Origin of the sequence: Arenibaculum pallidiluteum (assembly GCF_017355985.1) — a bacterium.
GTDB lineage: Bacteria > Pseudomonadota > Alphaproteobacteria > Azospirillales > Azospirillaceae > Arenibaculum > Arenibaculum pallidiluteum.
Genome location: NZ_JAFIQU010000005.1, coordinates 188151 through 201006, shown reverse-complemented (window position 1 = coordinate 201006; position 12856 = coordinate 188151). Strand labels below are relative to the sequence as shown.

Genomic DNA, 12856 nt, shown 5'->3' with positions numbered 1-12856 from the left:
CCCCACGCGGGGCATCTCTGCCCGCGGCGGGGATCCTATCCGAAAGAGGCTGCACGCGCCAATTGGCGTAGCTGCCCTCCTTTTCAGACGGAGATAGCTGCCGGCGCGCGGCGGGCGACCAGATGGTCGATCGCCATGGTCAACACGGGCTCGGCATCCTGGTTGCGGGCGGTATAGCCGAAGCGGATCCAGCCGCGGTCCTCGCGCGAACCCGAGGGACGCATCTCCAGGACCTCCACCGCGGCGGAGAGCGTATCCCCCGGGCGCACGGGCCTCAGCCAGCGCAGTTCATGGATCCCGGCGCCGCCCAGGTTCGCCGCCCGGAGGACGCCGGTCTCGTAGAAGAGGCGGAAGGTCAGGGCCATTGTCTGGAAGCCGCTTGCGATCAGCCCACCGAATACGGAGCGCCCGGCGGCCACCTTGTCCACATGGAAGGGCTGGGGGTCATGGACCAGGGCATAGTCGATGATCTGGGACTCGGTCAGGGTGATCCCCGCGGTCTCGAAACGACCCCCCACCTGAAAATCCTCGAAATAGAGCTCCTGCACGACCATTCCTCCGCGCTGGGCGGGCCAGCGCCCGCGGCGGCAAGCCTGCCGCGAAGGACCGGAGATCACAAGCGATGCCGTCCGGAAGGTGCCGGTACGGGATCGCCATGATCGGTTGGCCTCGCAGGGCTCCCCCGGCCAGGATGGCCCGGCACAGCCGCGGGACGCGGCGCGGGATCCTGCCTGCGGGATCGTCCCCGGGGGCAGGACGGAAGACGAAGGGAGCGGCAGAAGCAGAAGCAGATCGGGTGCACGGGCGAGAGCGCGCGACCGGCCGGGAGCTGTCGAAGCTGCTCGCCATCCCACTCGTGCTCGCACCCTGCCGCATTCCGTTCGTGGCGGGCTCGCTGGCCCAGTCCGTGGGCGCGGCGCTGGACGCCTTGCGCGGCCGCCCTGTCCTCACCGTCACCAACGGCCAGGAGAGCAGCGGGGGCATCGTGAATTTCGTGGTGGTGGAGAACCGCCGTCGGCTCGAAGCTGCCGAGCCTTGCGGCTGCCGTGCGAACGCGCAGATGGCGCAGCCGCTCCGCAGCCGTCACCGTTCCCGGGCCGCGGCCTGGAACGGCCGTGCGGCTGCCGGGAACGGGTTCAGGGACCGGCAGCGGGGCCGGCCGACAGGATCACCTGCCGCATTGGATGCTTAGGCCACCCAGAAAGGCTTAGAGGTCTCGCGCTCCACCAGGGAGCGGGAAAGACCGATGTCCTTCAGCAGGCGATCGTCGAGATTGGCGAGGGCATGGCGCTGCTCACGGCGTTCCAGCCAGGTCAGCACGATCCCCATCGGGTCGAAGGAGAACCCGCCGGTCCGGGCGGCTCCCGCGCGCATTGTCAGCATACATTCCTCCCTCGGTCGGTATCGATCGACGCTCAGATGCCCCGATCACTGAGACAATGCGATTATCCGGTTTCTGTTCCGCGATACAATAGTGACATTACGGGGATTATGTCTCCTTCACGAACATGTGACAGTGGTGCAACAGGCCGAAAGATGGGCGAATGCCTACGGATCTGCCGCTTTCTTCATCCGTGCTGCATGCGTGAAATAGAGACAATCAGGATTGTCATGGCTGCCTGTCCCGTCCCGCATGGCGCCACTCCCGTGGCGGTGACGCCTGGCGGCCGCCGCAGACGACCGCCCCTAACGACTGCCGTTAACGGTCGCCCTTAACGGATTGTCATTGCTGGTGTATGCAACAGGTATGACACGTTGGATCCCCGACATCGCCGAACGCCAGGGCCCCCGCTACCGCGCGATCGCCGACGCCCTGGCCGAGGATGTAAGGGCGGGCCGCCTTCCGCCAGGCACGCGGCTTCCGACCCATCGCGACCTGGCCCTGCGGCTCGGCGTCACCACCGGCACGATCACCCGCGCCTATGCTGAAGCGGAGCGTCGCGGCCTGGTCGGCGGAGAGGTCGGGCGGGGCACCTACGTGCGCGGCGCCGAGCGTCCGGTTCCCTCGATGCCGGAGCCGCGCGAACCTGCCGACGACGGCCTCATCGACCTGTCGGTCGGCCAGCCGGCTCCCATCGGGATCGAGGGGATCATGGCGGAGGCCGCAGCCAAGGTGACGGCCCGACCGGACTTCGAGGCCCTGCTGCGCTACCAGCCCCATGCCGGCATGGCCGTGCACCGCGCCGCCGGCGCCTCCTGGCTCGCCAGACACGGGCTGGCGGTCGAACCCGACAGGGTGCTCGTCTGCAGCGGCGGTCAGAACGCCATCGCCCTGAGCCTGATGGCGCTGGCCAGCGCCGGCGACACGATCCTGGCCGAGGAACTCACCTATCCCGGGCTGAAGGTGGCAGCCGCGACGCTAGGCCTCAAGCTGCACCCGGTCACCATGGATGCGGACGGCGTCGTGCCCGAGGCTCTGGAAGCCGCGATCCGGGCGGTCGGCACGCCCCGGGCCTTCTACACCACCCCAACGCTCCACAACCCGACGCAGATCGTCGTACCCGCGGAGCGGCGCGAGCGTATCGCCGACATCGCACAAGCCGCCGGCGTGGTGATCGTGGAGGACGACGTATTCGGGTTCCTTTCGCCCGAGGCGCCGCCGACCTACGCCGAGATCGCGCCGGACAGCACGATCTATCTCACGAGCCTGACCAAGAGCGTGGCCCCGGGGCTGCGCATCGGATACATGGCGGCGCCGCGCGGACTGAGCGACCGCCTGTCCCAGGCCATCCGCGCCGTGAGCTGGATGACCTCGCCCTTCATGGCCGAGCTCGCCCGCGTGCTGATCGAAAGCGGCGATGCGGACCGCATCGCCGACCGACACCACGAGGAGACCCTGGCCCGCCAGGAGATCGCGCGCGAGGTGCTCGGTCCCTACACCGCGGACATGCCCGCCGGCGCCGGCTACCTGTGGCTCCGCCTGCCGGAGCCCTGGCGTCGCGAATCCTTCACCAGCGAGCTGCTGCGCAAGGGCATCAAGGTCGCGCCCGCCGACGTCTTCATCGTCGGACGCGGACAGGCCCCGCAGGCGGTCCGCATCAGCCTGACAGCCCCCACGCGCGAGACGCTGCGCCGCGGCCTCGGCATCATCGCCGACCTGCTGGAAAGCCCCGGCGCCCTCCTGCTGCCCATCGTCTAGATCAACGCCCCTGACGCCGGCTCCAGCCGATGGATCCCGGCCGCGGCCCCCCGGCGTGAAGCCCCTGCTGCAAAACCCATGTTTCATCTGTAGGCGGTTTCATTCAGTCCGACATAGTCCGGCAACGCAGGAAACGGAAAAGGCTCGAGCGGGGCGCGAGCCTTCCCGCGTCGTCCGCACCGGATAAGGATGCTGGACATGAAGAGGCCGGTCCTGGCGCTGGTCGCGCTATGCTGCCTGTATGCGTCGTCCCACCTGCTCGCGGCCACTGACCGCGCCGCGGCGCAAGGCGCCGCGGCCGAAACGGTGCCGATCTCGGTGATCGAAACCGACCCCGAGATGCAGCAGATCCTCGAAAGCGACAGGGACTACGTGCGAATCCGGCGCTCGCTTCGCGGGCTGGGCCGGACCAACATCACCCTTGACCTTGCGAAGTGCTACGTCGCGGGCGAAAGGACGCCCGGCCCGGGGTTGCGCGGCGGGTTCAGCTTCGCCGAATACATGATCGACGAGCAGCAGCGGATCAGGCTGTCCACCACGCATCACATGGTGTCGGACGGCAAAGCGGCGGTGGCCGAGTTCCTGCGCATCGAGATCCCGCCCGGTGGCCTTGCGACCGTCTCCATGTCGGCGGTCTCAATGCCCGACTACCGCGTGACAGCGTCGAAACGCTTCGAGTGCACCCTCGGCGAGGGCCTGACGGTCCGGTAATGCCGGCCTGAACCGGTGACGGTCGCCGGCAACGGACCCGCGCTCAGCGCCCGTCGAAACGCCAGGAGGGGCGTCCCTGCCAAGCAAAGGGGGACGGGTGCCAGGGCCTGCCATGGGGCTCGCGCCAGCTGGGGTTCCGCCAGTGGGGATTGCGCCAGTGGGGATTGCGCCAGTGGGGCGCCCAGGAATAGCGCGGGTGCGGCGGCGGAGCCCAGGAATGCCGCGGCGGCCCCCAGCCCGGAGGTCCCGGCGTCCAGTACCGCGGCGGCCCGGCCCATGACGGGGGCGGCGGAACCCAGAGCGGCGGCGGCTGCGGGCGGGGAAGAACCAGGATCGGCGGCGCCGGGAAGGGCGGCGCCATGGCCGGCGGTGGTGGCGCCCAGCCCGGGGCCGGGGCCCAGCCGTGTCGCAGCCGCTCGTCGGAATGGGCGATGCAGCCCGGCAGCAGCAGGAGCGCGAGGCCGGCGGACCCGGCGAGCCTTCCGATCGGGATCATGGTGCCTCCTCCTGCGCTCGGGTTTCACTCCCTTCAACAGTGATGGCCGGCCCAAAGGCCGGCCATGACGGAAATCACAGGACGCGATGAGAGCCCGTCAGCGCGCGCCCTGGGCGAAGAGCACGACGCGGACGGTCTGCAGGATGATGATCAGGTCGAGCAGCAGGCTCGAGTTCTTCACGTAGTAGAGGTCGAACTTCAGCTTCTCCTTCGAGTCCTCGATGGAGGCGCCGTAGGGATAGTTGATCTGGGCCCAGCCCGTGATGCCCGGCTTGACCATGTGCCGATGCGGATAGGACGTGATCTCGCTGATCAGGTCGTTGACGATGGTGGGACGCTCGGGCCGGGGTCCGACGAAGCTCATCTCGCCCCTGAGGACGTTCAGGATCTGGGGCAGCTCGTCGACGCGGATCAGGCGGATCAGCTGGCCGACGCGCGTGACGCGGCTGTCGCCCCGTTGCGCCCAGCGCGCCACCCCGTCCCGCTCGGCATCGACGCGCATGCTGCGGAACTTGATCACGCTGAAGGTCCGCCCGTTCAGGCCCACCCGCTCCTGCCGGTAGAAGACGGGCCCGCCATCCTCGATCTTGATCGCCAGCGCCGTGAGCAGCATCAGCGGCAAGGTGAAGGCGAGCATAACGAGGCTCACCGCCACGTCGAAGCCACGCTTCACGACGGCCGGCACATTGCCCATGGATGTTCCGTCGGAATAGAGCAGCCAGTCCGGATAGATCTCCTCGATGTCGACCTGGCAGAGCTCGCGCTCCACGAAGGTCGCACGGTCGAGCACGCGGATCCCCGCCTCGCGGAAGCGCAGCAGCGTCTCCTTGGGGACGCCGAGCTCCGGCCGCTCGCAGGCCACCACCACCTCGTCCGCACGGAGCTGCTGCGCCTCGGAGAGCAGGTCATTGACCCGCAGGATCCGTCCGGGCGTCACCAGTTCCGGCTCGGCACCGACGGGGACGAAGCCGACGCAGACGAAATGGGCGGGGTCGAGCTCGCGCTCGGCCTGCTCGATCCGGCGAGCCTGCTGGCCGGTGCCGAGCACCAGAACCCGACTGCGCATCGTCGGCGCGCAGAGCACCCGGACCAGCACGATGCGCGCCAGGCTGAGCCCGACCATGGAGAGCAGGAAGGCCGGAACCAGTGCGCTGATCCAGATCCGCAGCGGCGGGAAGACGTAAAAGAGCGCGAGCAGCGCGAACAGCGTGGCGCCCATCGCGACCATCAGGCGCAGCAGCACGACGCGCAGGCTGATCAGGTACTTGCGCTGGTGCAGCCCCATCGCGAAGAGGCAGGGCAGCGCGACCCCCGCGAATGTCAGCACATGCCGCAGGAGATGGCTTCCCGGCACCAGCCCGCCATCGTCCATCCACCAGCTCAGCGTAAGGCCGAAGGCCATGGCGCCGGCGAGAATGAAGGCGTCCACCACGGCCAGCATCAGGTAGGCCGTGGGCACGTACATGTTGAAGACGCGAATCATGCAGCTTGTCTCCGCCATTCCGCGACAGGAGCGGTCGGCAGAAACCTAGCATTTGAGAAAACGGACACTGCTTCGGCAGGCGCATCGCCCGGGGCACCGTTGGGCTTAGGCCAAAGCCGGTCCGCGAAAGCACCTCCCGGGAACGGCCGGGATTACCCCACAACCGGGCGGGTCCCCCGGCGGAGGCTCAGCCGACCAGGCTGAGCACGCCGAAGACGAGCAGCCACCCCAACAGGCTGAGGATGATGATGATCGGGATCGCCCGACCCCACGGAAGACGTCCCGGGCGCGCCACCCCGAAACGCGGCGGCAATCTCCGAACGGAAGGACGTCGTTCCTTGTCTGCAGGGGCCTCGCTCACGTCGGCCTCGTGGCGGAAGGGCTATTCGCACCCGATGAAGGTGAGGCGGCACGGCCTCAACCGCAAGGTGGGAAAAAGATGACATTGCATCCGAACTTTTGGCGAGACGCCCCGGGGCCGCGGCGGTCGCACTCCGCGGTGGAAGCGCGCGGAATTACGGCCTCTGGCGGGGCGCCACGCCCGTCGCGTTACCACGCCGCCGCCACACCGCGCGCGGTGAGCCTTCTATAGAGTGCCGGCAGCCCCCGAGATCGTGAAAGGCAAGGAGGACCGATGCCGGAAAAGTCCCTGGAGAATGCCGTCGCAGCCTTGCGCCAGCTCGCGGCCGAGGCCGCCACCGAGCGCATCGCGGCGGGCATCGACGACCAGGACCTGCCCGAGCCCGCGCGTCGCGCCCGCGCGGCGCTGCTCGAGACGTCCCTGGAGGCGACGCTGCGCCGCGTGGCTGCCGAGGCGCCGGCGCGCCCGCAGCCGGAAACCGCCGAGGCGCTGCGCCGCATCGAGCGGGCCGTGGAGGCCCTGTCCCGCGACATGGGCGCGCTCGCGAACACCGACCGCCAGGTTGCCGGGCTGACGCGGCAGGTTGCCGAGATCGCGGCCCGGCTCGACACCCTGTCGCTGGACTGGTCGACCGCGATGGAAGCCGCCGATGCGCGCCCGTCAGCGGGACGAGGGCTCCTGGCAGGGATCATCTGCCTGCTCGTTGGTATCGGCGCCGGCGCCGCGGTCGCGCTGCACTGGGAAACCGCGCGGATCCTCCTCCTCGGTCCCTGACCGCCTCCTCCTCGGCCACCGGCAGCAGGGTGGCCGCGCCGGATCAGCCCAGCGGAAGCGGCGAGAAGCGGGTGTCGCCGTCGTAGACGTCGAGGCCCTCCATCCGCTTCAGGAAGGCGACCACGGCGTAGGTCACCGGCGTTGCCACAGCCTCGAAGGCCGACTTGACAAGCCACTGGGTGACGGCGGCCGCCACCAGGGCCTCTACCGGCATGACCCCGGCGAAGGCGATCCCGATGAAAATCGCGGAGTCGATCAGCTGCCCCACCAGGGTCGAACCAATGGTGCGCAGCCATAGCATGCGCCCGCCGGTCATCACCTTCAGCCGCGCCAGCACGTAGGCATTGACGAGCTCGCCCGCGAGATAGGCCATGAACGACGCGGCGAGGATGCGCGGCGCCGAGCCGAGGATCTGCTGATAGGCCTCCTGCCCCTCCCAGAACGGTGCCGGCGGCAGCGCTCCGCCGACCGCGAATGCCGCGACCGCCAGCAGGTTGCACAGGAACCCCAGCCAGATCACCTGGCGGGCGCGGGCGAAGCCGTAGACCTCGGTCAGAACGTCACCGATGATGTAGCTGATCGGGAAGATCACCACCGCCGCGGGCAGGACGAGGCCCGAGACCATGACAAGCTTGACCGCCGTCACGTTGGAGACGAGCAGGCAGGTCACGAAGAGCGCGACGATCAGAAGAAACCAGGACGAATGCTGGGCGTGACGCGGCGACGACATGGCGGGTCCGAATGGCCTTGGGATAAGGCGTTGCAAATGCCGGTGCGCATGGCCAACTGTCAATCCGCTTTCGCCTTCGGGGACGATGGTCTATACCCCCCGCCTCCATGCGCACCGCCGATTTCGACTTCGACCTTCCCCCCGGCCTGATTGCCGACGAGCCCGCGCGTCCGCGCGACGCGGCGCGCCTGCTGGTCGTCGACGAGACCATCGAGGACAGGATCGTCCGCGACCTGCCGGACCTGCTCCAGCCCGGGGACATGCTGGTCTACAACGACACGCGGGTGATCCCCGCGCGCCTGGACGGCATGCGCGGCGCCGTCCACGTCGAGGTGACGCTGCATAAGCCCGCCCCTGACGGGGCCTGGCGCTGCTTCGCGAAGCCGGGCAAGCGGCTGCGCCCTGGCGACCGCATCGTCTTCGCCGAGGATCTCGACGCGACGGTCGAGGCCAAGGACGAAGGTGGCGAGGTGCTGCTGCGCTTCTCCTGCGCGGGCGATGCGCTGGTCGCTGCGCTGCACCGGCACGGGCGCATGCCGCTGCCGCCCTACATCCCGCGCCGGTCCGGCGAGCGCGCCGAGGACAGCAGCGACTATCAGACGGTCTTCGCCGCGCGAGACGGCGCGGTCGCGGCCCCGACCGCAGGGCTCCACTTCACGCCGGCCCTTCTGGACGCGCTCGCCGCACGCGGCGTCGGCCGGGCCGCGGTTACCCTTCATGTCGGCGCCGGAACCTTCCTTCCCGTCAAGGTCGAGGACCCGCGCGAGCACCGCATGCATTCGGAATGGGGCCAAGTGTCCGAGGACACGGCTGCGACGGTGAACGCGGCCCGCGCCGCCGGTGGGCGCATCGTCGCGGTCGGCACAACGTCGCTGCGCCTGCTCGAGACGGCGGCGCGCGCCGATGGCACCCTCGTACCCTTCGTGGGCGAGACCGATATCTTCATCACGCCCGGCTACCGGTTCAAGATCGTGGATCTGCTCCTGACCAACTTCCACCTGCCCCGCTCGACCCTCTTCATGCTGGTCTCGGCCTTCGCAGGAACGCCGCGGATGCATGCGGCCTACCGGCATGCGATCGCGTCCGGCTACCGCTTCTATTCCTACGGCGACGCATCGCTGCTGCGGAGGATGGCATGAGCGGTATCGGCTTCGAGGTGCTGGCGCGGGACGGGCGTGCGCGGCGCGGCCGCCTCGCCACCGCCCATGGAACCGTCGAGACGCCGGCCTTCATGCCCGTCGGCACCGTCGGGACGGTTAAGGCCATGATGCCGGATTCCGTGCGCGCCACGGGCGCCGAGATCCTGCTGGGCAACACCTACCACCTGATGCTGCGCCCGACGGCCGAGCGCGTCGCCCAACTCGGCGGGCTGCACCGCTTCATGAACTGGGACGGGCCGATCCTGACGGATTCCGGCGGCTTCCAGGTGATGTCCCTGTCCTCGCTGCGCTCGATGGACGAGGAAGGGGTGACCTTCCGTTCGCATCTCGACGGCAGCAGGCATCGCCTGACGCCCGAACGGTCGATGGACATCCAGCGCCTGCTCGGCACCGACATCACCATGAGCTTCGATGAGTGCACGCCCTTCCCCGCGACCCATGACGAGGCGGCGCGCTCCATGCGCCTCAGCATGCGCTGGGCCGAGCGCTCGCGCCGCGCCTTCGTCGAGCGCCCGGGCCAGGGTCTCTTTGGCATTGTGCAGGGCGGTGTATATCCCGACCTGCGCGCGGAATCGGTGGCCGCGCTGACGGGCATCGGCTTCGACGGCTACGCGGTCGGTGGTCTCGCCGTCGGCGAGGGCCAGGAGACCATGTTCCGCGTGCTCGACGACACGACGCCGCTGCTGCCCGAGGATCGGCCGCGCTATCTCATGGGCGTCGGCCGTCCTCTGGACCTGATCGGCAGCGTGTTGCGCGGCATCGACATGTTCGACTGCGTGATGCCAACCCGCTCGGGGCGCACCGGCCAGGCCTTCACCTGGCGCGGCACCGTCAACATCCGCAATGCCCGCCATGCCCATGACGAGCGGCCGCTGGACGAGGACTGCGCCTGCCCGGCTTGCCGGCAATATTCGCGGGCCTACCTCCACCACCTGTTCCGGGCCGGCGAGATGCTGGGACCGATGCTGCTGACCTGGCACAATCTCCGCCATTACCAGGACCTGATGGCCGAGCTGCGCCGCGCCATCGAGGATGGTCGCCTGGGGCCGCGGGCGGCCGAGCTGGTAGCCATGCTCGGCCGCGGCGACGTGCCGCCGGTCGCGGACCCGCTGGCCGTCCGCAAGCCCGCGAAGGAGGCCCGTGCGGGCCGGGCCGCCCCAGTGGAGACCGCAGGGGAGACCGCAGAGGAGACCAAGGATGCCGCCGTCGATCTATGAGGGACTGACCCAGCTCGGCGCGGCCGCGCCCCAGCCGACCTCTCCCGAGGAAGCGGTACTGGAGCGGGTCCCGAACCCCCATCCGGGCGAGCGCTACGTCGTGCGCTTCACGGCGCCCGAGTTCACCTCGCTCTGCCCGATCACCGGACAGCCGGACTTCGCGCATCTCGTCATCGACTACGTGCCTGACGCCTGGCTCGTCGAGAGCAAGTCGCTGAAGCTGTATCTCACCGCTTTCCGAAACCACGGCGCGTTCCACGAGGCCTGCACGGTGGGCATCGGCAGGCGCCTGGTCGAGGAGCTGGCACCCCACTGGCTCCGGATCGGCGGCTACTGGTATCCGCGCGGCGGAATGCCGATCGACGTCTTTTACCAGAGCGGCGAGCCGCCGGCGGGCGTGTGGATCCCGCCGCAGGAGGTCGCGCCCTACCGTGGCCGCGGCTGAAGCCGTCCCCGATCCCGGCCTGGAGCCGGCCGGCAGCGCGGTGCGTAATGCGATCCGCGAGCGGGCGCTCGGGTTGGGATTCGACGCGGTGGGCTTCGCCCCTGCTGCCCTCGGCGAGGAGGCGCGAGCCCGGCTTGCCGCATTCCTGGCGGCGGGCATGCACGGCGACATGGGCTGGATGGAAGAGAAGGCGGATCGCCGCGGCGATCCACGCACCCTCTGGCCCGAGGCAAGGACGGTGGTGGCGCTCGGCCTGTCCTACGCCCCGCACGAGGATCCCCGCGGGCTGCTGGCGCACACGGACCGGGGCGTCGTCTCGGTCTATGCCCGCAACCGCGACTATCACGACCTGATCAAGGGCCGGCTGAAGGCCCTGGCCCAATGGATCGCTCATGTCCATGGCGCGGGGGTGAAGGTCTTCGTGGACACGGCGCCCGTCATGGAGAAGCCGCTGGCCGCCCGCGCGGGGATCGGCTGGCAGGGCAAGCACACGAACCTGGTCTCGCGCAGCCATGGATCGTGGCTGTTCCTCGGCGAGGTCTACACGACGCTGGACCTGCCGCCGGAGGCCGAGGCGACGGACCGCTGCGGCAGCTGCCGGCGCTGCCTCGACGCCTGCCCGACCGCGGCCTTCCCGGCGCCCTACCGGCTCGATGCCAGGCGCTGCATCTCCTACCTGACGATCGAGCACAAGGGGCCGATCCCCGAGGAGCTGCGCCCTCTGATGGGCAACCGCATCTACGGCTGCGACGACTGCCTTGCGGCCTGCCCGTGGAACAAATTCGCCCGCGCGACGCGCGAGCCCGCCTTCATGCCGCGGGCCGAGCTGACGGCACCGCGCCTCGCCGACCTCGCGCAGCTCGACGACGCGGCCTTCCGGCAGGTCTTCTCAGGCTCCCCGATCAAGCGGATCGGCCGGGACCGCTTCGTGCGGAACGTGCTGGTCGCGCTCGGCAACTGCGGCGACCCCGCCCAGGCGCCGGTCGCCGAGGCGCTGGCGAACGACCCGTCGGAGCTCGTCCGCGACGCGGCGGGCTGGGCCGCAGCCCGGCTCCGTGCCCTTCCGGCGCGACCGCCTCAGCCGTAGCGGCGCCGCGCCTCCAGCGTCAGGCCCAGCCCGACCGCGCCGAACTTGTCGCCCTCCACGACGCGTGCCTCCGGCACGATCCCGACGATCGCCCGGCGCACGGCCGGCAGCAGGGTGGATCCGCCGGTCAGGAAGACCGCGGCCACGCGCTCCGGCGGCACGCCCGCCTGGCCGAGGCATCCGCGCACCAAGCTGGTGATCCGGTCCACCGGCTCCGCGATCGCCCGCGCCATCAGCGCCCGGTCGACCGGCGCCGCCAGGCCGGGCTCGACGATGTCCAGGTCGATCTCGCCGCTGGGCCAGTCCGACAGCATGATCTTGCCGCCCTCGGCACGCATGGCGAGCGCATGGCCGAGATTGTGCTCGAGCACCGTCAGGAGGCGGTCGAAGAGCTCGGGCTGCTTGGCCTCACGCCGGACCTGCCGGATCTCGGCGAGGACCCGTGGCACGTAGAGGAAATTGATCTTGCTCCAGGTCGCGAGGTCCTGGAAGTAGCCCCGCGGGGCTGCGAGGCCCGGCCGGACCATGGCGGAGCCGTAGCCCAGCAGCGGCATGATCGCCTCCAGGCTGAGCTGACGGTCGAAATCGGTGCCGCCGATCCGGATTCCGTCGTTGCCGAGCACATCCCCGGCGCGCTCGGCCCGCACCGCACGGTCGGGTCCGATGCGCACCACCGAGACGTCCGAGGTGCCGCCGCCGATATCCGCGATCAACGCGATCTCCTCGCGCTCGACCTGCGCTTCGTAATGGAGCGCCGCGGCGATGGGCTCGAACTGGAAGGAGACCTCGCTGAAGCCGACGCGCCTCGCGATCACCTCCAGCGCTGCCTGGGCGCGCGCATCCGCGGCCGGGTCACCGTCCACGAAATGGACCGGGCGGCCATGGACGACCGCCTCGACCGGATGTCCCGCGCTGCGTTCGGCCTGCGCCTTCACATGGCCGAGAAGGAGCGCGATCACGTCCTGGAACGCGATGCGCCTGTCCTTCAGCGCCGTATCCTGCTCAATCAGATCGGTTGCCAGGACCGACTTGACCGACCGCAGCAGGCGGCCGTCGCCCCGCTCCACATAGGCGTCGACCGCGGCCCGGCCATAGAGGACGCCGCCATCCGCGAAATCGAAGAAGATCGCCGAGGGCAGCGTCGGGACATCGCCTTCCAGCGGCACCAGCCGGATCCCGTCCGCAGCCGCGATGCCGGCGGTCGAGTTCGACGTGCCGAAGTCCAATCCGCAATACGCGCGCGCCATGGCACC

At 69.7% G+C, this 12856-nt stretch carries 14 protein-coding genes; 8 read left to right on the top strand and 6 right to left on the bottom strand.

What is annotated here, in order from left to right; genetic code table 11:
• Positions 1 to 83: 83 nt before the first annotated feature.
• Positions 84 to 548 (bottom strand): MaoC family dehydratase, encoded by a 465-nt coding sequence (locus tag JUB13_RS12865; RefSeq protein ID WP_207479472.1) that lies wholly within the window; start codon positions 546 to 548, stop codon positions 84 to 86.
• Positions 549 to 796: 248 nt separating this feature from the next.
• Here JUB13_RS12865 and JUB13_RS12860 point away from each other — a divergent pair, with 248 nt between their 5' ends.
• Positions 797 to 1192, top strand: a complete 396-nt coding sequence (locus JUB13_RS12860; protein ID WP_207479471.1) for a YfiR family protein — start codon at positions 797 to 799, stop codon at positions 1190 to 1192.
• On the opposite strand, the gene JUB13_RS12855 is transcribed toward JUB13_RS12860, so the two are convergent.
• Positions 1189 to 1383, bottom strand: coding sequence for a DUF1127 domain-containing protein (locus JUB13_RS12855; protein ID WP_207479468.1), 195 nt, complete (start codon positions 1381 to 1383; stop codon positions 1189 to 1191). The genes JUB13_RS12860 and JUB13_RS12855 overlap by 4 nt on opposite strands.
• 364 nt (positions 1384 to 1747) lie before the next feature.
• Here JUB13_RS12855 and JUB13_RS12850 point away from each other — a divergent pair, with 364 nt between their 5' ends.
• Together JUB13_RS12850 and JUB13_RS12845 are read left to right on the top strand one after the other, a co-directional pair.
• On the top strand, positions 1748 to 3139 hold the full coding sequence (locus JUB13_RS12850; protein WP_207479466.1) for an aminotransferase-like domain-containing protein: 1392 nt from the start codon (positions 1748 to 1750) through the stop codon (positions 3137 to 3139).
• Between the two features lie 198 nt (positions 3140 to 3337).
• The gene (locus JUB13_RS12845) at positions 3338 to 3850 is read left to right on the top strand and encodes a VirK family protein (protein ID WP_207479463.1); all 513 of its coding nucleotides are present in this window, start codon (positions 3338 to 3340) and stop codon (positions 3848 to 3850) included.
• 43 nt (positions 3851 to 3893) lie between these two features.
• Here the strand turns inward: JUB13_RS12845 and JUB13_RS31345 are convergent, their stop codons facing one another.
• Together JUB13_RS31345 and JUB13_RS12835 are read right to left on the bottom strand one after the other, a co-directional pair.
• On the bottom strand, positions 3894 to 4346 hold the full coding sequence (locus JUB13_RS31345; protein ID WP_236024919.1) for a hypothetical protein: 453 nt from the start codon (positions 4344 to 4346) through the stop codon (positions 3894 to 3896).
• A 97-nt stretch (positions 4347 to 4443) separates the two neighbouring features.
• Positions 4444 to 5829 (bottom strand): TIGR03013 family XrtA/PEP-CTERM system glycosyltransferase, encoded by a 1386-nt coding sequence (locus JUB13_RS12835; protein WP_207479460.1) that lies wholly within the window; start codon positions 5827 to 5829, stop codon positions 4444 to 4446.
• 634 nt (positions 5830 to 6463) lie between these two features.
• Between JUB13_RS12835 and JUB13_RS12830 the strand changes: the two genes are divergently transcribed.
• Positions 6464 to 6964, top strand: a complete 501-nt coding sequence (locus tag JUB13_RS12830; RefSeq protein ID WP_207479457.1) for a hypothetical protein — start codon at positions 6464 to 6466, stop codon at positions 6962 to 6964.
• Positions 6965 to 7007: 43 nt separating this feature from the next.
• Here the strand turns inward: JUB13_RS12830 and JUB13_RS12825 are convergent, their stop codons facing one another.
• Entirely contained in the window at positions 7008 to 7694 is a 687-nt protein-coding gene (locus tag JUB13_RS12825; RefSeq protein WP_207479454.1) for a queuosine precursor transporter, read from the bottom strand.
• Between the two features lie 107 nt (positions 7695 to 7801).
• Between JUB13_RS12825 and queA the strand changes: the two genes are divergently transcribed.
• The 4 genes from queA to queG are packed head-to-tail and all read left to right on the top strand — an operon-like array spanning position 7802 to position 11603.
• Positions 7802 to 8833, top strand: coding sequence for a tRNA preQ1(34) S-adenosylmethionine ribosyltransferase-isomerase QueA (queA, locus tag JUB13_RS12820; RefSeq protein WP_207479451.1), 1032 nt, complete (start codon positions 7802 to 7804; stop codon positions 8831 to 8833).
• Positions 8830 to 10071 carry a tRNA guanosine(34) transglycosylase Tgt gene (tgt, locus tag JUB13_RS12815; RefSeq protein ID WP_207479448.1) on the top strand — a complete coding sequence of 414 codons (1242 nt, stop codon included), beginning with the start codon at positions 8830 to 8832 and terminating at the stop codon, positions 10069 to 10071. Before queA ends, tgt begins: the two co-directional genes overlap by 4 nt.
• The gene (gene queF / locus JUB13_RS12810; RefSeq protein ID WP_207479445.1) at positions 10052 to 10516 is read left to right on the top strand and encodes a preQ(1) synthase; all 465 of its coding nucleotides are present in this window, start codon (positions 10052 to 10054) and stop codon (positions 10514 to 10516) included. Before tgt ends, queF begins: the two co-directional genes overlap by 20 nt.
• Complete coding sequence (gene queG / locus JUB13_RS12805) at positions 10503 to 11603, top strand: tRNA epoxyqueuosine(34) reductase QueG (protein ID WP_207479442.1); 1101 nt, start codon at positions 10503 to 10505, stop codon at positions 11601 to 11603. The genes queF and queG overlap by 14 nt, the downstream gene beginning before the upstream one ends.
• Here queG and JUB13_RS12800 read toward each other — a convergent pair.
• Positions 11594 to 12850, bottom strand: coding sequence for an Hsp70 family protein (locus JUB13_RS12800; protein ID WP_207479440.1), 1257 nt, complete (start codon positions 12848 to 12850; stop codon positions 11594 to 11596). The two genes, queG and JUB13_RS12800, sit on opposite strands and share 10 nt — an antisense overlap.
• Positions 12851 to 12856 lie beyond the last annotated feature (6 nt).